General features: G+C 52.5%; 17 protein-coding genes and 1 other RNA gene. 13 read left to right on the plus strand and 5 right to left on the minus strand.

The genetic code is table 11. The features are described 5' to 3' along the window. The first annotated feature begins 104 nt into the window (after window positions 1-104). Window positions 105-1,379, plus strand: coding sequence for an NAD(P)/FAD-dependent oxidoreductase (locus AC5E51_RS00800; RefSeq protein ID WP_491221600.1), 1,275 nt, complete (start codon window positions 105-107; stop codon window positions 1,377-1,379). Between the two features lie 134 nt (window positions 1,380-1,513). Here AC5E51_RS00800 and AC5E51_RS00805 read toward each other — a convergent pair whose 3' ends face one another. Together AC5E51_RS00805 and AC5E51_RS00810 are read right to left on the minus strand one after the other, a co-directional pair. Continuing rightward, the gene (locus AC5E51_RS00805; RefSeq protein WP_491777953.1) at window positions 1,514-3,403 is read right to left on the minus strand and encodes a phytase; all 1,890 of its coding nucleotides are present in this window, start codon (window positions 3,401-3,403) and stop codon (window positions 1,514-1,516) included. 111 nt (window positions 3,404-3,514) lie between these two features. Next, a complete protein-coding gene (locus AC5E51_RS00810; RefSeq protein ID WP_301377007.1) occupies window positions 3,515-6,022 on the minus strand; it encodes a TonB-dependent receptor in 2,508 nt (835 codons plus the stop codon). A 387-nt stretch (window positions 6,023-6,409) separates the two neighbouring features. Here AC5E51_RS00810 and AC5E51_RS00815 point away from each other — a divergent pair, with 387 nt between their 5' ends. Then, window positions 6,410-7,324 (plus strand): diguanylate cyclase domain-containing protein, encoded by a 915-nt coding sequence (locus tag AC5E51_RS00815; protein WP_491777954.1) that lies wholly within the window; start codon window positions 6,410-6,412, stop codon window positions 7,322-7,324. Next, the gene (locus AC5E51_RS00820) at window positions 7,321-8,526 is read left to right on the plus strand and encodes a helix-turn-helix domain-containing protein (RefSeq protein WP_301377005.1); all 1,206 of its coding nucleotides are present in this window, start codon (window positions 7,321-7,323) and stop codon (window positions 8,524-8,526) included. The genes AC5E51_RS00815 and AC5E51_RS00820 overlap by 4 nt, the downstream gene beginning before the upstream one ends. On the opposite strand, the gene AC5E51_RS00825 is transcribed toward AC5E51_RS00820, so the two are convergent. Genes AC5E51_RS00825 through AC5E51_RS00835 form a run of 3 tightly spaced genes read right to left on the minus strand, consistent with a single transcriptional unit; the run spans window position 8,478 to window position 11,352 of the window. After that, complete coding sequence (locus AC5E51_RS00825; protein WP_068438731.1) at window positions 8,478-9,062, minus strand: phosphoheptose isomerase; 585 nt, start codon at window positions 9,060-9,062, stop codon at window positions 8,478-8,480. The two genes, AC5E51_RS00820 and AC5E51_RS00825, sit on opposite strands and share 49 nt — an antisense overlap. 50 nt (window positions 9,063-9,112) lie before the next feature. Then, on the minus strand, window positions 9,113-9,484 hold the full coding sequence (locus AC5E51_RS00830) for a YraN family protein (protein ID WP_068438733.1): 372 nt from the start codon (window positions 9,482-9,484) through the stop codon (window positions 9,113-9,115). A gap of 26 nt (window positions 9,485-9,510) precedes the next feature. After that, complete coding sequence (locus tag AC5E51_RS00835) at window positions 9,511-11,352, minus strand: penicillin-binding protein activator (protein ID WP_491777955.1); 1,842 nt, start codon at window positions 11,350-11,352, stop codon at window positions 9,511-9,513. Between AC5E51_RS00835 and rsmI the strand changes: the two genes are divergently transcribed. The 10 genes from rsmI (at window position 11,351) to AC5E51_RS00885 (ending at window position 21,036) form a co-directional block, all read left to right on the plus strand. Then, window positions 11,351-12,214 carry a 16S rRNA (cytidine(1402)-2'-O)-methyltransferase gene (gene rsmI, locus AC5E51_RS00840; RefSeq protein ID WP_297532387.1) on the plus strand — a complete coding sequence of 288 codons (864 nt, stop codon included), beginning with the start codon at window positions 11,351-11,353 and terminating at the stop codon, window positions 12,212-12,214. The two genes, AC5E51_RS00835 and rsmI, sit on opposite strands and share 2 nt — an antisense overlap. 342 nt (window positions 12,215-12,556) lie before the next feature. Further along, window positions 12,557-12,970, plus strand: a complete 414-nt coding sequence (locus AC5E51_RS00845; protein WP_297532385.1) for a MarR family winged helix-turn-helix transcriptional regulator — start codon at window positions 12,557-12,559, stop codon at window positions 12,968-12,970. A gap of 11 nt (window positions 12,971-12,981) precedes the next feature. Continuing rightward, window positions 12,982-13,881, plus strand: a complete 900-nt coding sequence (locus AC5E51_RS00850; protein ID WP_491777956.1) for an alpha/beta hydrolase family protein — start codon at window positions 12,982-12,984, stop codon at window positions 13,879-13,881. 62 nt (window positions 13,882-13,943) lie between these two features. Beyond that, window positions 13,944-14,313, plus strand: an RNA gene (gene rnpB / locus AC5E51_RS00855) — RNase P RNA component class A. Between the two features lie 78 nt (window positions 14,314-14,391). Next, window positions 14,392-15,390 carry an adenosylcobinamide-phosphate synthase CbiB gene (gene cbiB, locus AC5E51_RS00860; RefSeq protein ID WP_491777957.1) on the plus strand — a complete coding sequence of 333 codons (999 nt, stop codon included), beginning with the start codon at window positions 14,392-14,394 and terminating at the stop codon, window positions 15,388-15,390. Next, window positions 15,387-16,421 (plus strand): aminotransferase class I/II-fold pyridoxal phosphate-dependent enzyme, encoded by a 1,035-nt coding sequence (locus AC5E51_RS00865; RefSeq protein WP_491777958.1) that lies wholly within the window; start codon window positions 15,387-15,389, stop codon window positions 16,419-16,421. Before cbiB ends, AC5E51_RS00865 begins: the two co-directional genes overlap by 4 nt. A 350-nt stretch (window positions 16,422-16,771) precedes the next feature. Next, a complete protein-coding gene (locus AC5E51_RS00870) occupies window positions 16,772-17,080 on the plus strand; it encodes a hypothetical protein (protein ID WP_491777959.1) in 309 nt (102 codons plus the stop codon). 225 nt (window positions 17,081-17,305) lie between these two features. After that, window positions 17,306-19,015, plus strand: a complete 1,710-nt coding sequence (locus AC5E51_RS00875) for a DUF3592 domain-containing protein (RefSeq protein WP_491777960.1) — start codon at window positions 17,306-17,308, stop codon at window positions 19,013-19,015. Between the two features lie 107 nt (window positions 19,016-19,122). After that, on the plus strand, window positions 19,123-20,112 hold the full coding sequence (hemH, locus tag AC5E51_RS00880) for a ferrochelatase (RefSeq protein ID WP_491777961.1): 990 nt from the start codon (window positions 19,123-19,125) through the stop codon (window positions 20,110-20,112). A 105-nt stretch (window positions 20,113-20,217) separates the two neighbouring features. Continuing rightward, window positions 20,218-21,036 (plus strand): crotonase/enoyl-CoA hydratase family protein, encoded by an 819-nt coding sequence (locus tag AC5E51_RS00885; RefSeq protein WP_301388984.1) that lies wholly within the window; start codon window positions 20,218-20,220, stop codon window positions 21,034-21,036. The last annotated feature ends 131 nt before the right edge of the window (window positions 21,037-21,167 follow it).

A 21,167-nucleotide genomic window follows, 5' to 3' on the forward strand; every position in this document is an offset into this window, starting at 1 on the left:
TCTGTCGCCTGGCTTCTCTGCCTGTTCTTATACTTTATTACTATATGGTTATTTTAGAAAATAGGAGTAATCTAAAAGGAAGTACTGAATCCGGAGGGACTCTCATGGCACGTGTAGTAATTCTTGGCGCAGGCACCGGCGGAATGGCTGGTTCTTATGAAATTCGTGAGTTGTTGGGCAAAGAGCATCAGGTCACCGTCATCAACGAGCGCGAGGATTTCTGGTTCGTCCCGTCTAATCCTTGGATCGCTGTGGGTTGGCGCAAGCGCCCGGATACCAGTTTTCCCATCCGACCTTATCTGGAAAAGAAAGGCATCGAATTCATTGCCCAGGCGGTGACGGCAATTAATCCGGATGAAAACCAGCTGACCCTGGCCGACGGATCAACTGAAGCCTACGATTATCTGGTCATTGCTACTGGACCTAAGCTGAACTTCGCTGCGGTTGAAGGTGCTGGCCCTCACGGGGGATTTACACAGTCTATCTGCGCGCTCGACCACGCAGAAACCTGCCTTGATGATGTTGATAAATTATCGAATGACCCGGGTCATGTGATCGTTGGCGCGATGCCCGGCGCTTCTTGCTTTGGCCCTGCGTATGAGTACGCCTTTATCCTCGATAAAGAACTCAGAAACCGTAAGGTACGGGATCGGGTTCCAATGACTTATGTAACCAGTGAACCCTACATCGGTCATTTGGGGCTTGGCGGTGTTGGTGACTCGAAGTCGATGCTTGAGAGTGAACTGCGTAATCGTCACATTAAGTGGATTACCAACGCCAAGGTAACCAAAGTCGGTGATGGCGTTATGTATGTCGAAGAACTGAACGATGACGGCTCGCTGAAAAAAGAGCACGAACTGCCATTTAATCACTCCATGATGTTGCCTTCATTTGCAGGCGTTGATCCCGTTGCTGCCGTCGAAGGGCTGTGCAATCCGAAAGGGTTTGTTCTGATTGATGAGCATCAGCGCAATACGAAATGGAGCAATATTTATTCGGCGGGTGTATGCGTCGCAATTCCTCCGGTTGAGGAAACCCCTGTGCCGACGGGTACTCCAAAAACAGGGTACATGATTGAATCCATGATGACGGCCATTGCGCATAATTTAAAAGCTGACATCGAAGGGGGAGTGGCAGATGCCAAGGGCACGTGGAGTGCGATCTGTCTTGCGGACATGGGTGATACCGGCGCAGCGTTTGTCGCGATTCCTCAGATTCCACCAAGAAATGTCACCTGGTTCAAAAAAGGGAAGTGGGTGCACCTTGCCAAGGTCGCGTTTGAAAAATACTTCATGCATAAAATGAAAACAGGTTCATCTGAGCCCGTCTTCGAGAAATATACCTTGAAGGCGCTCGGGATTAATCGATTAAAAGATTAGCGCCAGCGCGCCTTACTGGTAAAAAGAAAAAGCCCGGAAATCAACGATGGTAATTAGCTAGGGTTATCAACTAGGGTAATTAACCAAGTTGGCAACCGGGCTTTCTTTTTTCTGTTTACACCTATCTGCGGTGCTCAGAGGTTGAGTTCACGCGCAATGTCTGACCAGCTCACCAGCTTGTAATTCTGGTTTTCCGTGGGCATTACATTCCGACCATCCTGAACGACCAGCAAACCATCCGGATAGGCACTGCCGAGGGCTGCTGAGGTTACGTCGAGTCCGTCGGTTTCCGATGCTCCATCAATTCCCGTAGCGGCGTTCATTGCGATGTTAAACCGGCCAACATACTCATAAGGAGCTTCACTTGAGTAAAGTACGTAGCTGTCATCGCCCTGACTACTGACCACCAGATAACTTGTTTCGGTACCGTGATAAATCGACATGCCTTCGACATCGGCAACGAGGTTGTCATCTACTTCAATGATTAACTTCGGGTCCGGTGCAGTATCTGCAGAAATGGACGTCAGCCAGACGCCGGCCGCCTCTTCGCCGACAAAAAGGCGATTGTTTTTATCATCGGCAACGCAGCCTTCTGGTTGAGAAGGAAGGACGAACTCCCGTACCCGCTTCGCTGACCAGGTATCGTTTTCAGAAATGACTTTATACTGCTCGTAGCGGCCGTCCTGATCATTAATAAAGACGTAAGTGCCCTGGTTGGTCTGAGCCATGCACAGGCCGTAGACATCATCGAGTTGGGTTTTTATATCGTTCACCCAGGAAACGTGTCCTGAAGTCTGATCGATGGCAAACAGGCTGATGGCGCTCAGATCCCGGTGACTGGCGGCGGCGATATCAACGACCTTGCCGGCAAGTTTCTGATTGTAGCGGACATCAACGTTGTTCAGACGTCCATTGTCCAGCCTCTGTTTCAGCTTACCCGTTAAGTCGTAGACATCCAGACCATACTGTTTATCGGTGCCCAGAATCAGGCTGGCTTCTGCATTATTGCTGTTTACCCAGATCGCCGGATCATCTGCGGCGTCACCGGCAGAAATAACGCGCGTAGTTTCAGCGGTTGGTGTGACCGAGTGCGTTACCGGGACGTCAATAGGTGAAATGTCAGTCAGTGGAAGAATGCCTTGAAAAAGCTCACCTGATGCATCGTCAAACGCTGAAAAACGCACCTCTTCACCGGAAGTCCAGGCGCGGAAAGTTTCAATTTCGAAACCATCATTCAGCACCCACTGCTGTGGTTCTGCGGCGCTGGTGGGCCCGATTGTGTAGCTACTGATATAGCGTTCGCCCGTGCTGGCAACGATCAACTGATTTCCAACGATGGATAACGCGCCTGCATTTTCCGGAAGGTTTCCATAGGGCGCGACCAGGTCGACTGCCGTTCGCGAATACGGCGCCTCGGCAGAAGCGGCATAAGCCCAGACTCCCATGCTCTCTTCACTGACGTAAAGCGTATTAAGGTCATCACTGACGACGCAATTTTCTGTCTCTGGTGGTAGTGGTAGCGTGCGGATTTCTGTCAGTACATTTTTCTTGTCGATATCCAATAAGTACTGGCGTGCCAGGTGGTCGTCGCCGAGAATAAAAAGCTGTGTGGTCTGATTATCGGGCTGGTAAAGACACAGTCCCTCAACTGCAAAAGATAATGGCTGGGATGAAACGGTCTGCTGTTTACCGAGATGATGAGCGACCAGGGTTTTAGCACTGTCGTTGACAGTGACTATCAGGTCACCACGCTGGTCGCCATACTCTGCGCGAAAGTTGCCTGTGAGGCTTCTATTATCGAGCGTCAGGCCGTTGTTGGTGGTGAGAATCCAGCTCTGCGAGTGTAACTGCCAACCGGTTTCCGCTGTGATACCTGTTGCGTGAACGTTCAGGTTGGCAGGAGTCGAATCAAGGTTGAAACTATGATCAGGTGACTCTGAGTGACTCGCACATCCGCTTATAAACGCAGAGCTTATTGCGGTGGCTGTAAAAAGCATTTTCAGCTTAGTTTGGTGTGCTTTCATGGTGTATCCGTATCAGGTATTCGGGAGGCAGGTACCGGCCTGTATCGGCTTGGGCCGGCACCTGCTTTTGCGTCATTGATGACGCAGTGATAAACGATCGGTGATCAAGAATCAGAAATTAGTGAAGCGAACACCCAGACGATAGGTCGGGCCGTAGTCTTCGTACTGAGCGTTGTAGCGCTCTTTGTTCTGATAGCTGTAGTAAGGCTCGTCAGTCAGGTTGGCGATCTCAAAGGTCACTTTGAGGTTGTCGGTTGCGCTGTATGCTGCGTTCAGATCCATCTGGGTCTGACTGCTCTGATAAACGTCCGACAGGTCGTTCTCCAGGCTATTCACTTCGGCCAGATATTCTGACTTGTAGTTGGTCGCCAGGCGTACGCTATAAACATCGTTCTCGTAACCCACGATGAAGTTACCGGTAACGTCAGACTGGTTCGGCAGTTGAATATCACGCTCGGTCAGTTCGCCGTCAACAAAGCCACTGACAGTGGCATCACTGGAGGTGAAGGTTGCGTTCGCGCTCATCAGCAGACCGTTAAACGGTGCAGGCAGGCTGCTGAACTGATGGGAAAATGCCAGCTCGAGGCCTTTCAGTTCAGCGTCGTCACCGTTCTGGAAAGTGATGACTTCATCGTAGTCTTCGTAACCGGTAGAGCCCGCGATGTCTGATTCATAGATAAAGTTACTGATGTCTTTATAGAACAGGGCTGCAGAAACGACGCTGGTTGATCCCATGTAGTGAGAAATGCCCAGATCAAAGTTGGCTGATTCAAGCGCATCCAGTTCTGGGTTTCCCATTTCAGCTTCTTCGCCGTCGTCCGTGAAATTAGGACTCATCTGTTCAAAGGTCGGACGTACGACAGCATTGGTCCACGCGGCACGCATCTGGGTTGAACGGTTGATATTCCAGCGCGTCAGGAGTGCCGGTAGCGTGTGGCTGTAGTCGTTGTCCGTTTCGGTGCGGATCAGCTCATCGTCTGTGGTCAGAGCATTGCCTGCCAGTTCGGTGTCAGTCATTTCATGGCGGACACCTGCGATCACATGCAGATCATTGGTCACATCCATGCTGCCCATCAGGTACGCGGCCGTGATGTTCTCGTTGATGCTGTAATCTGCGAGAGTGGACTCTTCTTCGTCGTAGGCTGCATCGCGATCAAGGCCTGACATCAGGTTACGAACAGAGTCTTTGTTGATACCCGGTCCAAACTGGCCCAGAGAGTAATCCCGATCGCCCTCTGCATAATCGGCCATGCTGGTGGATACAGCGCCGAAGTCCTCGTAAACCCAGACGTCACCGTCCTGAGTTTTACGACGTTTGACTGCTTTTGCACCGCCCTTAAGAGTAGCGAAACGTTCGTTGATCAGCAGGTCGCGGCTGATGTCGAGTTGAGCCTGACGCTGAATGTCTTCAGTCAGGTTACTTTCAGATTCAATTTCAGTGAGCTCGAACTGCGCCGGGTCATAGAAAGCGGCGGGGCCACTGACAACAGGGCGTCGACTGTTACCGAATGACAGGCCAGTAATGTCATCGCTGCTCTCAAATACGGCGCCAGCAATGCCGTCTGGCTCGTCTTCAGAGGCCTTACTGGCCCCCAGCTTATATTCAACAATCCAGTCACCGAGGAAATGCTCGCCGCCTACAACGGAAGACATAATGGTCTGTGTTTCTTCCCGGTCTTTAAGCTCACGGGCAACGGCACCATCAATTTCTGTACCTGCAGTTACGCCTTCGGAAAATTCACTGACAATCGCCAGACGTTGTTCTTCATCGGAAAAACGGCTGTAGAGATTGTTCATATAAAAGCGGTGATCTTTATTCAGTTCCAGCTCAAGGTTCAGTGCGGCACCGACACGTTCGCGATTAATGCTGTACTCGCGCATCTCGATTTCATCCAGTACCGCAGGGTCTTCTTCAAGATCCCAGCCGCCGCCGGTTTCAACGTTATCCGAGCCGAACTTTCGGTCATCCCAGCTCAGGGCCAGGGCAACGCCCAAGCGCTTTTCACCGTCCAGCTCAAAGGCATTACCTGCCGAGACGGCCAGAGACGGGTTGGTATTTTCGCTTTGCTCATCGTAAGCCGCTTCCGCTTTTGCTGTGGCAAAGGCGCCTTCTTTATCGAGGGCAGAAATACTTTTAATGTCGACGGTACCGCCAATGGCATTGGCATCCATGTCTGGAGTCAGCGTTTTAGTCACAGTAAGCGAGCTGAGCAGAGTCGATGGAATAACATCCAGTGCAACTGCACGGCTGCCAGCTTCTGGTGCTGGTACCTGAACACCGTTGACTGTTACCGCATTCAGTTCAGCGCCGACACCGCGGATGCGGACGAAGCGGCCTTCGCCCTGGTCACGTTCAATAGAAAGGCCAGGAATACGTTGCAATGCTTCAGCGGCGTTGGCGTCAGGGAGTTCACCAATGGCATCGGCATCGACAGCACTGATGGTGTTATCGGCAAAGCGCTCGCGCTCCAGTGCACGCTGCATACGTGCTGCCTGACCAACAACGACAATTTCGTCATCAGCATTTTTTTCTGTCATTGATGGATTCTGATCAGCCAATGCCTGGCCAGAACTGAGAAGTGCGATTGCTGCTACCAGCGGCACCGTGCGAAATGTCATGAGATTGCTCCATTCATGATTTTTTTGAGATAGGCATGAGTTGGGCAGACCCTAAAAATGAAATGTGACAGTGGCGTGACGGAATACATCCCGCGCTTGATGTATGCCTCGGAAATGGGCCGTTTAAGTATGCAATTGAGCTGTTATGACCAGCGCGAATAATGATCCAGTGAGCTGCAATGGCTGGATTTGAGTGGGTATGTCGCTATTACCTGCTGCTCAGAAATACTATTTTTCGATTCAGGCGCATTCTGAGTGAGCTGATCCGACCCCCGACGTTTTGTCATATTGTTCTGGCAAACTAGTCCGTCTGTTTTAGCGTCTTTTCTAGCGTTTTTAAAAGATCTTTCTAGCGTCTTTAGTGGCGGGCTATTCCGGGAGCTATTAATGAATTCACTGCTGCGATTACATACACGAAAATTATTTCTTGTCGGTTCTATGGCATTGCTTCTGACCGGTTTATCGGCGGGCCTGGGGGCGCCCAAAGGCATGGCTGCGATTGACTGGGTAGATGTTGTGGGCGAGGGGTCGACCGCGCTGGCATTGGTTATCTGGTTACTTATGGTACTACGCAGTCGCCCGGCTGGGCGCGTGACGAATCTTCTGACGCTCGGGCTGGGGTTTATGTTTCTGGCGATGTGGCAGGATACGTTGGATGAGTTCTTCGCGTTGGCCGGCACTCAGGCATGGGAGAGTGCAGTGGAATCCGTACTCATGCCGATAGGGTTAGGGCTACTGACGTACGGTTTGTGGCATTGGCATAAAGAACAATTAAGTATTCGTACACAGTTACTGAAACGTGAGCAGGTTTTCCGGGATCATCTCTGGTTAGATGGTCTTAGCCAGGTTGCTCGTTTCGAGCAGATTGAAGCGACACTGGCATCCGACTGGGCAGATGAGCAGGCACATCAGGTCGCTCTGATCGTCGAGTTGCATGACTTTAACCAGTTTGAGCGACGTTATGGTTATCGTGAGGCGGACCGCCTGTTGCGTGAGACCGGTGAGTATCTGATCCTGAACCTGCGCCAGAAGGATCTTATCTGCCGGGTTGCAAGAGATCGCCTCGTTATTCTGATGCCCCATACCCGCCCCTCTGAAGCCCGCGATCTGGCGGTTAACCTGCGCACAGCCGTGGAGCATTTCTGTTTTCACTTATCCGATTCAGACCATAGGGTCGAGCAGGTGTTAGATGTCGGTATCGGTGTCCGACAGCCAATGGATGATCCGCAGGCCTTGGTTAAACGCGCAACAGACGCATTGCAGAGTGCGGTATCAGGAACCGGTATGAGCCTGGTGTCATGAGGCCTACGATTATTCATAAGAACAACGAATCCGGCGCTCATACACGCAGAGGCGGTTGGCTTACGGCTGAAGATAAGTATCTTCAGGCCTGCTACCCCATGGCTCAGCTTCTGGATCTGGCGCTGGCATCGGATGTGCCTCAGCACAAGTTGCTTCGTGGTACTGGCATCTTCGTGGAAGACCTTGCCTCACAAGCGCATATGAATGGTGGTGTCCGGTTCAATGTACGGCAACTGGCGGTTCTTGCGGACAACATTGCCCACTACCTGCCTCAGGATGAAATAGCATCGCGCTGGGGAGCTCGACTTTGGCCGGGTTACGCGGGCCCTTTCAGTCAGGCGCTTGCGACGGCAACGGATCTGGGCGATTTTCTGCAGATACTTTGTGAGTTCAGGCACTGGCTGGCTCCCGGGCTTGTGCCATGCATGAGTCAATTTAACGGTTATCGGGTACTTCATTGGCAGAATGTTTTTGGGTTGAGTCCACGCGCGGAGAAGTTGCTAAGCGAAGCTTATATGACAGCTCTGGTTTCTGTGACCCGCGAGCAGTGTCAGGAAAACAATTCTGGGTGGATCTGTTGCCCCGGGCAGTGTGATGCAGCACAACTGCGACGTATGCGTGTCTACTGTGGGGAGGAGACCACTGCAGGAGCAGGGGGCTGCTTTATGGCGATCCCGGAGGCTTTCTTATCGCGTCCCTGGGCCACTGGATCTCCACGGATTCGTGATATGGCGATCGCCCAGGCGAAAACACTGATGACGGGTATTCCGGCAGAGTCGTTTGCGGAGCAGGTTGCAAGCTATCTCTCACATAGGTTTCCTGAGCTTCCATCGTTGTCGGACACGGCCAGTTACTTCGGAATCAGCAGCGCGACTCTTAAGCGTTATCTGGCGGTCGATGGGATGCGATATCAGCAAGTCGGGGATCAGATCCGTCTGAGATACAGCCTCGAGCTGATGCACTTTGAGTGCGGGAGTAACGAAGATATTGCAGACGCGCTGCGGCTGGGAGATGGTGCCAATTTTCGCCGTAGTTTTCGTCGCTGGACGGGGATTTTACCGAGTGAAGCAAGGGAGGCACTGAGCGGCAGATTACCCCCGCTCAATGTTGAACGTGACTCTAGCTATTCTTCACCCAGTTATTCTTCAGCCAGTTATTCTTCACCGAAGAGCGCGCAATCGATCAGATCGCACAGGCAGTGAATCACGACCAGGTGAACTTCCTGAATGCGGGCTGTGACATCACTCGGTACCCGGATCTCTACATCTTCAGCGGTCAGCAGTGACGTCATATGACCGCCATCTTTCCCTGAGAGAGCAACGACCACCATATCGCGTTCATGCGCAGCCTGAATGGCCTGAACAACGTTACTTGAGTTACCACTGGTTGAGATAGCCAGCAGTACATCGCCGGGATTGCCCAGAGCACGAATCTGTTTGCTGAAGACTTCGTTGTAGCTGTAGTCGTTAGCGATTGAGGTAATCGTGGATGGATCAGTCGTCAGCGCAATGGCCGGAAGGCTGGGACGTTCACGCTCGAACCGGTTCAGAAGTTCAGAAGAGAAGTGCTGTGCGTCACCCGCAGAACCACCATTACCGCAGGTAAGAATTTTTCCGCCACTGATCAGTGCATTAACCATCATCTGTGATGCATGCTCGATATAGGGTGGCAGCTCTTCAGCGGCGAGTGTTTTGGTTTCGATGCTGGCGCCGAAGTGGCCGATAATACGATCTTGCACAGACTAACTCCCGAATAAACCTGTCGCCATCATAAAGAAAAAGACGCATTTCAGAAAGCGTCAGATATCCACTCAAATATTACGGGGTTACCGCTGGCGGAGATAACATCAAAGCGGCAGTCAGGCTCGCGATTTCCGTAATGCTTCTGGAGGTAATGCAATGCAGCCCGGCGCAGGCGCCGTTGTTTCTGGTAGGTGACTGTCTCAGCACCTGAGCCATGCTCTTCGGACTGGCGATAGCGCACTTCAATAAAAACCAGAACCTCGCCATCCCGCATGATCAGGTCGATTTCACCACCTTTAATCAGGTAGTTACGGGTAACCTTCCGAAGTCCTTTCTTTTGCAGAAATTTCTCTGCTTCGAGTTCCACCGCAGTGCCTTTGCCCCGCGTTGTGGCTCGCGTTTCTGAGTTAAACCACATAAGCCCTCCATGGCGTATGATCAGAATCAGTCGTCGGTGGTTTCCGGACCTCTGCTCTCAGACAGTTTTACCGGCTTACCGCTACGGAAACGAGTGCAGTCAGTACTACGATGAATGTGTCGTGCATTATCCAGCGTCAGAGCACCTGTGTTGCCATAAATACGGCTTTCAGGGAAAGCCTCAAGCTGTTTAACACGGGCGACCAAGCGGAAGGCATCGGCACCCATCGCATACAGCCGGGTGAATCCGCCCTGACCGCCGGTGACATCGTCGACTTCAGCTTTCAGTGAGGTGTCGTGCAGTAACCAGGGAACATCGCAGAAATAGATGCCATTGAGGTCCCGGTCTTTACGTACATCAACTTCGCCTGAGAATACATGGGACGTTGCGTAGACAGGCAGGTCTCCGGCGAAATTAAAGGCCAGTGTTGGTTTAATCTGACGCGCCTGTTCTGGCAGCGCGACAAGGAACAGCCAGTCGGCGTCCTGACGGCGGCGGGGTTCAAACTCTACTGGTTCACGCATCAGACTGCGTACCGTGCGGTAACGATTCTTACTGCTGTCGACATTCAACAGGCGGCTGATCGCTGGGTTGTAGTCCTGCGCGCGGCGAGGGTACTGAAGTGTTTCTTCGATTTCTCCACCGAGCTCCAACCAGCGCGCTTCAAACGCGGCATAAATACGTTCGCCCCAACCGCCCTCAGGAATCATCACCAGAGCGCGGCGATGACCGTCCTGCCAGGCTTTTTCAGCAATCTGAATAGCCTCATCTTCGGCAGCAAGACCAAACTGAAACAGCTCAGGTGGCAGAGTCGAGAATGGTGTTGCCTGTTTGCTGCCGTAGTTCAGGGCCAGTGTGGGCAGGGGCAGAGTAGTGCGTTCTTCAAGTTGCTGCACATCCTGCTTATCAAGCGGGCCAACCAACCATTGGCTACCTGATTGAATCGCCTGCGCGTAGGCCTGATCGACAGACTCCATACTAGTTGCGTCGATGATAGTGACCGCAGGGGCAGGGTAACCTTTACCCAGGGTTTCGTAGTATGCGGCCATAAAGCCGTCGCGGATGGCTTTGCCCGAGCTGGCGAGTGCGCCACTCAAGGGTAATAACAGGGCAACACGCTGTGGACGTGATGCCGCCATATCTTCGAGAAGTGCCAGAGCGCCGGGAAGCTGGAATGAGGCCGGATGATCCGGGTTCATGAATTGCCACTCTTTTACACCAGCAAGTTGCTCATCAAGAGTCAGCTGGTGGTCACGGCTAATGGCTGCCAGAGTCAACCAGGCTCCGAAGCGTGTGTCTGGGGCATTGTCAGCACGTTGCTGAAGTTCTTCAGGCGCCAGGCGCTGGAGGTCGTCCCAGAGCTGGTTGTAGTTGTCTGTCTGCTTTTCGCCTTCGAGCACGGCAGAGATAAAGTCGCGTTCGCGGGCTGCGGCCAGGAACTCACCGTCGGCCTCAAGGATCTGGGCAGATATCAGAGTCGCGCGGTATTCCTGTTGTTGGCTGGCGTAATTCTGCAACATTTCGAACTGCTGCAATTGATAGGCCGCGGCCTCAATGTTCATTGCGCCAATCTGACTTTCTGCCATCAGCAGGTGCCACTCTGCGCGAGCGGCTGGCGACAAGCTGCTGACATCCAGTTGTTGCAATTGCTGGCTGGCGTTGCCAAACTCGCCCGATTCGGCCATCTGGCGCACAGCCCGCAGTTGTTGCTCTACCTCCGGGCGGATTTCTGCGCCGGGGGTAGTCGTTTCATCCGGGGTCGTTGCACACCCCGACAGGCCCGATGCCAGAGTGGCAACAGTCAAAGCTGGAAGCAGGAATTGCGACCAGGTTTTCAGCAAGCGTTTTTCAGATACGGTGTCCCGCATGATTTCTCATCCGACCAAAGCTCAGAGTGGCGTTCTGTACGTCGTCGCCACCCCGATTGGTAATCTGGCAGACCTCAGCGAGCGCGCTGTCAGCGTGCTGACTGATGTCGATGTAGTAGCCTGCGAGGATACCAGACATACGCAGAAATTACTGCAACACCTGGGGCTGCGCAAAGTGATGATGTCGGTCCATGATCACAATGAGCGGGACCGTATTTCTCAGATCGCCCAGCACCTTACCGATGGTCGTTCGATGGCATTGGTATCGGATGCAGGAACGCCACTTATCTCTGACCCGGGTTACCCTCTTGTTCAGGCACTGCGCGAACAGGGCTTCAGCGTGACGCCTGTTCCGGGCCCCAGTGCTCTGATTACCGCCTTGAGTGCAGCGGGGCTACCAACCGACCGTTTTCTTTTCGAGGGCTTTCTGCCGCACAAGGCAGGCGGTCGTCGTGAACGTCTGGAACCTCTGGTGAATGAGACGGCCACTCTGGTGTTTTACGAGTCCAAGCACCGTATTCTCGAAACTCTGACCCTGATGGTTGAAGCGTTTGGCGAAGACCGTGCGGCCTGTGTCGCACGCGAACTCACCAAAACCTACGAGAGTTTTTATCACGGCACCCTCCAAACCGTTCGGGAGCAACTGCTGGCCGATGACGATCAGACCAAGGGAGAGTTTGTTGTCATGGTGGCAGGAAACCCAGAGCCTGCGACGGCAACGGCGTTCGACACCGATAAACTATTCCGTCTGCTACTTGCAGAGTTACCACCCAAAAAAGCCGCTGCCGTTATCGCGGAGCTGACGGGCGAGAATAAAAAAGCGCTTTACCAGCGGGCTCTTGAGATTCAGGGCAAGGCCTGAGCCTGCCGGTACTGGGGGTATCTGCTGCTGGGATATCTTTTGATCACCGGTCTTTACACAATCAGGATAACGACTGTTCAGGGTTTGTGGGTACCATCACAAACAGGGTCATGAATTGCTCACGCTCGCCCCTGCTGAAAGAGGAAGCCAGTTGTCCGGTCGTTAACTTTACGACGACGGTGTCTCGTTGAGTATCAGTAGCAGAGATTCTGCTCTCATCATTTAGTCAAAGGGCCTGCGGGCCCTTTTTTTATGGCTGTACTTTGCCTTTGTGCGATTGTTTACATGTAAACCAAGTGATGTTTATATGTGAACTAGTTTTCTGGTTTGAGATAAATGATCATGGATAAACGACTCTTTTTCCTGATGAATATGGCGCAGAAGAAGTTGTTCCGCTTTATGGATCAGGCGTGCGAGAAAGAACTTGAGGCGTCTATGACTCAGATGGCGGCGTTGATGGTGATTGCCAGCAAGCATGACTGTCAGCAGAAAGACGTCGCGCAAACACTGGAACTGAATAAATCTGCGATTACGGGTCTGGTTTCCCGTATGGAAAAAAACGGTCTTCTGGCGCGAGCCTCGTCGACAGAGGATGCGCGTGCCGTGGTGCTCAGAGTCACCCCTGATGGCCAGGACAAGTTAAAGCGGCTCCAGCCGATGATCGCGACGATGAACGATATTTTTTCGGATGAGTTCAGTGAAGAAGAGATGCTGACCATTCTTCGTTTCTTAAATTTTATTATGGCCAGGTTCTGATGGAGGCAACAGTGATTGATCAGGTGAAAGAAAAGAGCGCGGAAAAGCAGGCTGGCAGCGATCCAGAAATCGTGAAAGTACCGACTCCCGCTGGTCACAGCATTACCGCCCGTGTTTTCAGGGCGGCTGCGAGTGATGTGAAAGGCGTATGTGTTATTGCTCCTGCAACAGGGGTGGCGCAGTACCTGTACGATGACTTTGCTCATTGGCTGACTCTTCAGGGGTTTGAGGTCGTGACCTACGATTACGATGGAATCGGGCTCTCAATCCAGTCTCATGTGAAGCACAGCCGCAGTGACAAATTGAGCTGGGCAAACAATGACAGTGTCGCTTTACTGGAGTTTGTTAAGGCGAGATTTCCGGAGCTGCCATTGACCTGGATCGGTCACAGCGTTGGCACGCATATTCTTGGTATGATGCCGTCAACAAAAGGCATTGATCGTGCGATCTCTGTCGGCGCGGGTACAGGCACATGGTGGATGAATGCAGCGCCTACTAAGCGTGTTGCCTGGTTTCTCTGGTATGGGCTGGTGCCCGCGACCGTACCGTTATTGGGTTACTTCCCCGGCAACCGACTTAAGGTCATGTGTGACCTGCCGAAGGGCGTCATTATGCAATGGCGACGTTGGTGCCTGAATGGCGATTATTGTGTTGGCGTCGAAGGCGACTGGTTACGACAGCGATTTGCCAGGGTTACCTGTCCAATCAGCTGCGTCGCCTTTACCGATGACGACATGATGTCGATGGCGAACGTCGATAAGCTGCACAGTTTCTTCACCGGTGCTGACATTACCAAGGTGGTGGTCAGCCCAGAGGAGATTGGTCAGAAACGTATTGGCCACATCGGCTGGCATAAGCAGAAGTACCAGACTCTCTGGGAGAAGGTTTTTACGCCTCTGTTGAACAACTGAGATAAGAGCGAATAGCGGAAATAAGAGTGCGACAGCAATCGCTTTCCGTTAAACTCCGCGCCGGAGTCGGCCAGACAGTCGCTGCCTGCGCAAGCAGGGGGAGGAAAGTCCGGGCTTCATAGGGCAAGGTGCCAGGTAACGCCTGGGGGGCGTGAGCCCACGACCAGTGCAGCAGAGAGTAAACCGCCGATGGCCGCTTTTGCGGATCAGGTAAGGGTGAAAGGGTGCGGTAAGAGCGCACCGCGCGTCTGGTAACAGTTCGTGGCACGGTAAACTCCACCCGAAGCAAGACCAAATAGGTTCCCTGTTACCCTTGAGGTACAAGGCGTGGCCCACGCTGGGAACGGGTAGGTCGCTTGAGCCTGCGAGTGATTGCAGGCCTAGACGAATGACTGTTTAACACAGAACCCGGCTTATAGACCGACTCCACTCTTTAAAAGACCCCGCTTGTTCACGCAAGCGGGGTTTTTCTTTTACAGTATGCCCACTTTTTGAAGACACAGGCCGCTTATGCTGTTTTTCTGGTTTCAACAGGACGCACTTTCACTGCACTGGGGGGCACTCTTGCTCGCCGCCATTCTGGTTAGCGGTGTGTACCTTGACGCCCGGCTGGGAGAGCCATCGAAGTTTCACCCGCTCGTGGGTTTCGGTCGCTGGAGTGGAGTGCTGGAGCGAGCGTTAAACAGGCTCCCGGGAGCACCGGGTTATATCCTTGGTGCAATCGCAGTCGTCGTTGCGCTTTCGCCTTTGGTTCTGATTATTGGTTTGTTGCAGGCCTCTGCGTCGCTGTCGCTGGTGAGCGCTTGTTTGTTGCAGCTGGTGATTCTTTACTTGTGTATTGGCTGGCACAGTTTGCAGGAGCATGTGTCTGATGTCTGGCGCAGTCTGGCGACGGACGATCTGCCAGCGGCCCGCGAAGAGTTGGGCAAAATCGTCAGCCGTAATACGCAGGTACTGGATGCCGATGAAGTGGCTCAAGCCAGTATCGAGAGCACGCTGGAAAACTCCTCGGATGCGTTATTTGCGACTTTATTCTGGTTTCTTATTGGTGGCGCCGAAGCCGCCTTACTGCACCGCTGGGTGAATACGCTGGATGCCATGTGGGGTTACCGGACAGAGCGCCACTTTTATTTCGGCTGGGCTGCGGCCAGGCTGGACGATACCATGGCGTGGTTACCCGCTCGGCTGACTGCGTTTTCATTTGTACTGGCCGCAGGCGAACATCGCCAGAAGGCATTGGATTGCTGGAAAACTCAGGCTAAATATTGTGACAGTCCAAACGGCGGCGTGGTGATGACCGCTGGCGCAGGGGCGCTCAACCGCAAATTAAGTCAGCGCGCAGACTATCAGGGCACCATAAAACAGAAGCCCGTGATGGGCAGTGGTATGCCTGCCGGCGTGGATGATATTCCACGCGCGATTCGTCTGGTCAAACAGGCTCTGCTCATTCAGTTGTCGTTGATGGTGTTCTGCTGCCTGTCATTGCATTACGTCACTGGTGTAATGTGAAGAAGCTGAAAACAGCGATCAAACCGGCTGCCCACGGATCTGACCTTACGCGTGCAATAGCGCGGTATGGTGACAAAGACTGGCTCGATCTTTCGTCCGCGGTCAGTCCTTATAGCTGGTGGACTGACAACCCGGACGATGCTCTGGTGTCGGCTGTAGAGGGCCAGGCACTGCCTGAGGTAAAGGAGGGCCTCCGCGAAGCAATCGTAGCTTACTATGGTGAGCCGGGTCTTCCGACTGCGGGAAGTCAGGCGGCTATTCGCAGCTTGCCTTTATGCTTCGATGAATGTGCTGTGTGGGTTGTTCGTGGCAGTTATGGGGAGCATGCATTGAGCTGGGCTATGCATGGCCATCATGTTCAGCAGAAAAGTATTGAGGATATCCGCCACTCGTTAAAAGCGGGTGATGCGCCTGATGTCCTTATAGTGGTGAATCCGGATAACCCCACTGGCTATTACTTCCCTAAACCTGAGCTACTTGAATGGGCTTTTGTTCTTGAAAAGCGGGGAGGCGCGTTGATCTGCGACGAGGCCTTTATGGACGCCACTCAACACCTCAGCTTGCTCGGAGAACACCGGCCAGAGAATACTATCGTTCTGCGCTCTTTGGGTAAGTTTTTCGGACTGGCGGGTATCCGGTTCGGTACGGTATTCGCAGAACCTGACATGTTGGCCACGCTCTCATCGTACCTTGGGCCCTGGGGGCTATCGTCGTTAACACTCCGGCTAGCAGAGCAAGCTTTGATCGACAGAGCCTGGCAGTCCATGCAGTCTGATCGTTTAAAGGATTTACAGGCACAGATGTCCCATGCGCTCAGCCGCAGCGATGCCTTCGCTGGTTGTACGCCATTATTCCTGACGTTACGTTCAGAATGTCCGCTGATTTGGCAGGATTGCCTGGCCAATGAAGGGATCTGGACGCGTGCTTTCCCAGATGAAGGGCTGTTACGACTCGGGTATCCCTTGTCGGATCAGGTCAGTCGTACATTGGACGGAGTCTTGGCGCTGCCTGGGCTCAAAGCATTCCAGTAAGCCCGATATACATAACTCTCCAGGCAAGATACTAAATTACGTCAGTCGAAGGGTTAATAATTCCCGATCATCTCTCAAATTATTTCTCATAATAAAACGGTCTTAACGCTTTTATTCTGTCTCTTATACTTTTTACAGGGTCGCCGAAAAGTGGAGCAGAATCATGAATAATCACATCGTTGTAATTAACTCTCCGAAGTAGAATCGGGATATCTATTTCCGGCGGTTTGTTGAGCAGATACGCCAGAATAAAATGCACCGTAAGACACCGGTCGTACTACTCAATACTGACTATCCGGATGGGCTACCATCTTCTTTAACCGGCTTAGGTATCCACTTTGTGCTATCGCATGAAAGAACACGGCTTGGCTTACCGTGTGATTGTTGAGTGTGTTGAGGATGAAAATCGCATCCGTATGACGAAGTTGGGCGTAAAGTCGGTGATTCGTCCAATCCGTTCATATCCGGAGATTCTGGGTCGTGCTATGGAGTCTCCTGGATCAGAATTGATCATCGAAGATATGTTCACTCACGATAAAGATCATTTCTTCCGCTATCCACTTTGGTTAGAAGGTGACTGCTGGCGAGATGTGGTGGCAGCGATGATGATGTCTAACATTGGAACGCCACTGGCCTGTATCGGTAAGGGGGCGAAGTGAATATTCACCCAGCGGCAGATGAACGGGTATTCGGACAAAGCCTTATCATTCTGGTCAAAAAAGAATACATACCGAGCGAAAAAGAGGTGCAGGAAGCGTTCCGGAAATTCAACAGCAGTGATATGAGCGCATAACTGGTTGGACGGATGATCTGACGAGGTGGATTGGCTAGACTACGAATAACAGTCATCAGTCATCATTCAACCGAAAGTCAGGGAGCCAGGGATGTCCATATCAAAAACAGGCGAAGCCGGTACTACGTCTAAGCGTAGTATCGGTGCATTCATTTTTGGTCTGATGTTTCTTGGCCCGGCAATCGGAATATTGCTCTCTGGTCCTCTGGATACACTCCGTCTTCACGTTATGACTTCTGGCTGGACACAGATTTCAGCCACGCTTCAACGTATTGATATCGAATACCATCATGGTGATACAACGACGTATTCGTTAGAGGGGCTCTACAGCTATCGCTTCAATCACCGTGATTATTCAAGCAACCGCATCAGTTACTACGAATCTCCGGACAATATTGGTGACTGGCATGCAAAGACTGAGAATAAGATTCGCAGAGCCTCTGCCAGTCAGGTCCTTACCGCCTGGGTGAATCCGGATAATCCATCGGAAAGTTATCTGGTCAGGGATATCCGATGGGAAAAAATTGGTTTTATGATGATTTTTGTTCTTGTCTTTGGTGGCGCTGGGGCGGGGATTATGTTGTTTGGGCGCTATTCCGCGCGTCAGGCAGATGTCGCATCAGGTGTAGTTTATTCAGGGCAGAACCTGATGCACTGGGTGCTTGGATTTATGTCGATGGTTTTCCTGTTGATCTCATTGCCTGCCGTTCTGAGCTTGCCTTCTGAATTCAGATCTGGAAATCATGCCATTCTTCTCGTCCTCTTATTTCCTTTGGTCGCTGCTGGCCTGGGTATAGCTGCGTACAGGTCGCGGAAAAACTGGTTGTTTTACGGACGCACGCCTTTGTATCTGAACCCTGTACCCGGGCAGGTACAGGGACAGGTCGGCGGGACTCTGAAAATCAACAAAACCGGTTTGGGGGAGCGTTGGAATGTCAGATTGAAATGCGTCCGTCAGACGCGCTCCAGCGGTAAAAACAGTTCAACGCGTGAAACCTTGTTATGGCAATCCAGCACGCTGCCTGAAGTCACAGAGAGCGACGGTGAAACATGCCTTAATTTTGTGTTTAACCCTGACCCGGAACTTCCTCAGAGTTATCGCAAAGGTCGTAAAGCCGTTATCTGGCGGGTAGAAGTCGAAGGCCCTACTGAGCCAGTGAAATTCCAGCGCCAGTTTGTAGTGCCCGTTGTAGAGGGCGCCGCCAATAGTACTCTCGACATTTCCACCGAGCATCAAAGTAAAGCATCGCGCAGCCAGGTCGCCGCCGCCGAGGCCGCGCTCAGTCAGAACCTTGATATGACGCTGAGCGGTGATGACTTTATTATTCATAGTGCCGCAGGGCGACATCTGTCTTTTTTCCTCATTTTTATGTTTGCCGGAATCGCCTTTGCAGGGGCAGGGCTCTTTATGTTGAATCAGGCGGCCACCGAGGGCGTTACCCTGTACTTTATGGGCGGCGTATTCTTTCTTGTGGGGACGCCGATGGCCCTGGGTGGTTTGTTTGGGCTTGGCCGGTCACTGGAGAGCCGATGTGAGGATGGCAAGATTGAAACCGTGCGCTACTGGATGGGAAGGGCGCTCTGGCGCCGCAGTACCGAATTCAGAAGTGCTCAGCAACTCGAACTTAAAGCTGCGGGTAGTTCGAGCACAGGCAACAGCACAAAAGAGTATTTCCATATCCGGATTCGTGATGGTCAGCGTAAGGTCCGTATCGCAGAAATGATTGAAGGGCGCGAAGCAGCAGAGTTACTGATGGACAGGCTTCGGGCCAGTCTCATCTCTGATGAATTGATCGGTTGAGCCTTGTCGGTTGAGTTTGATTGGTGACCCGATCTCCGGCTTCCGCTAAACTATACAAAACTGATACAGACAACCATCGTTACGACCTGTCTTTGTGGAGAATCATTTTGGATAAGCCCCCATTCGGCGTTCTTATTGCCAACCTCGGCACCCCGGAAGCACCGACTGCAAAAGCAGTGCGTTCTTACCTCAGAGAGTTTCTCAGTGACCGACGTGTCGTCGATGTACCGCGTCTGCTGTGGTGGTTGATTCTTAATTTAGTCATTCTTGTTATCCGCCCACCGCGGGTAGCGAAAGCGTATGCCAAAGTTTGGGGCCCTGAAGGTTCACCCCTGATGACGATTTCGCGTGCACAACAGCGTGCATTAGCAGCGGCCTTAAAAGAAGAGTACGGTCAGGACATTCCTGTGTCGTTGGCCATGACGTACGGTAAGCCCACCATGGAAGAGGCTGGCCGGGAACTGCGTAAGGCCGGTGCCGAGCGTCTGATTATATTGCCGTTGTATCCGCAGAATTCCTCGTCGACCACGGCGGCGGTACATGATCGATACTCGAATGCGATGGCGCCTTGTCCGCACGTGCCCGCTGCTCGTTGGATCACTGACTATCACGTCCATCCGGGTTACATAGGCGCTCTGGCAGATTCGGTTCGTGAGTATTGGGCTGAGCACGGCCAGGGCGATCGACTGATGATGTCGTTTCACGGCATTCCGCAGCGATATGAAGATCGTGGTGATCCGTACCCAAGCCAGTGTCGGGCGACGGCTGCGGCACTTGCCAGCGAATTGGGTCTTAGCGACGAACAATGGATATGCAGCTTTCAGTCACGCTTCGGTCGTGAAGAGTGGGTTAAGCCGTATACCGATCACACGTTAGAGGACTGGGGAAAGGACGGCGTCGGGCGTGTCGACGTCATCAGCCCGGCGTTTGCGGCAGACTGTCTCGAGACGCTTGAAGAACTGGATATGGAAAACCGCGAAACCTTTATCGAAGCTGGCGGCAAGGACTATCACTATATTCCCTGCCTGAATGATCGCCCGGATCATATCGGTATGATGGTCTCTCTGGTCAAAGAAAATGCGGGTGGCTGGTCCTGAATTCTGTTCAGAGCTGTCTCTTTCGGTAAGCCGATCGTGTGTTTTGATCATGGTTGTCCTTGCTTCTTTATGCAAAGATGCGGCAATCATAAAAGGTAAACAGCGATGAGTGATCACAATAAAGTCTTAGTTGAAGTGCAGGACCACATTGCCTGGGTGTACCTCAACCGCCCGGAAAAACTGAATGGTCTGGATCTGGATATGTTCCATGGTCTGGTCGCGGCAGCGAAAAAGATACGCAAGGATCGTAGCGTTCGTGCGGTAATTCTTGCTGCGAAAGGTGAGTCGTTTTCTGCGGGGCTCGATTTTAAGGCGGTGAGTAAAAATCCGTCGATGATCCCTAAGCTGTTCCTGAAACTCCCCTGGACCAAAATGAATCTGGCGCAGCGAATTGCGCATATCTGGCGGGACCTGCCAGTGCCGGTTATCTGTGCGATTCATGGCAATTGCTTTGGTGGCGGAATGCAGATTGCCCTTGCCGCGGATTACCGCATTGCGACGCCGGACGCCAACCTCTGCATTATGGAAATGAAATGGGGCCTGATTCCTGACATGAGCGGCATGGTGACGCTATCTCGCCTGACCCGTGTCGATATCGCCCAGGAACTGACTATGACGGGCCGTCAGTTCAGTGCCGAAGAAGGCTTCAGTTACGGTCTGATTTCTAAGCTGGCGGATGACCCTCAGGCAGAGGCGCTTGCGTTGGCGCAGACCATTGCGACGAAATCTCCGGATGCGATTGCAGCCACTAAATATCTGTTCAAGAAAACCTGGAAAGCGGATACCTGGAAAGCGCTGCGTTGGGAACGTTGGGTTCAGACTCGTCTGTTGGGTCGCAAGAATCAGCAGATCGCAATGAAGAATGGTCTGGCGGGTAAGGGCGCAGAGCCGAAGCCATTCAGAGATCGCAGCAGCTTTAAGTAAGTCCTTCAGACAGATAGACAGAGTTGGTTCCCCGGAGCGGATCAGGTTTCTTCCTGAACGCCTCATCATCAGGCCATCGCGTCTCCGGGGCTGCGTCATAAAACCTTATTTCTGTTAAGGGATTATGACGA

Source organism: Thalassolituus sp. (genome assembly GCF_984348125.1).

Bases quoted from the DNA above. Each gene is read 5' to 3' on its own strand.
- AC5E51_RS00830 (WP_068438733.1), bottom strand. From the start codon at position 9,484: ATGTGGTTTAACTCAGAAACGCGAGCCACAACGCGGGGCAAAGGCACT.
- AC5E51_RS00800 (WP_491221600.1), top strand. From the start codon at position 105: ATGGCACGTGTAGTAATTCTTGGCGCAGGCACCGGCGGAATGGCTGGT.
- AC5E51_RS00810 (WP_301377007.1), bottom strand. From the start codon at position 6,022: ATGACATTTCGCACGGTGCCGCTGGTAGCAGCAATCGCACTTCTCAGT.
- AC5E51_RS00870 (WP_491777959.1), top strand. From the start codon at position 16,772: ATGAAAGAACACGGCTTGGCTTACCGTGTGATTGTTGAGTGTGTTGAG.
- AC5E51_RS00835 (WP_491777955.1), bottom strand. From the start codon at position 11,352: ATGCGGGACACCGTATCTGAAAAACGCTTGCTGAAAACCTGGTCGCAA.
- cbiB (WP_491777957.1), top strand. From the start codon at position 14,392: ATGCTGTTTTTCTGGTTTCAACAGGACGCACTTTCACTGCACTGGGGG.
- rsmI (WP_297532387.1), top strand. From the start codon at position 11,351: ATGATTTCTCATCCGACCAAAGCTCAGAGTGGCGTTCTGTACGTCGTC.
- AC5E51_RS00805 (WP_491777953.1), bottom strand. From the start codon at position 3,403: ATGAAAGCACACCAAACTAAGCTGAAAATGCTTTTTACAGCCACCGCA.
- AC5E51_RS00875 (WP_491777960.1), top strand. From the start codon at position 17,306: ATGTCCATATCAAAAACAGGCGAAGCCGGTACTACGTCTAAGCGTAGT.
- AC5E51_RS00885 (WP_301388984.1), top strand. From the start codon at position 20,218: ATGAGTGATCACAATAAAGTCTTAGTTGAAGTGCAGGACCACATTGCC.
- AC5E51_RS00820 (WP_301377005.1), top strand. From the start codon at position 7,321: ATGAGGCCTACGATTATTCATAAGAACAACGAATCCGGCGCTCATACA.
- AC5E51_RS00845 (WP_297532385.1), top strand. From the start codon at position 12,557: ATGGATAAACGACTCTTTTTCCTGATGAATATGGCGCAGAAGAAGTTG.
- AC5E51_RS00815 (WP_491777954.1), top strand. From the start codon at position 6,410: ATGAATTCACTGCTGCGATTACATACACGAAAATTATTTCTTGTCGGT.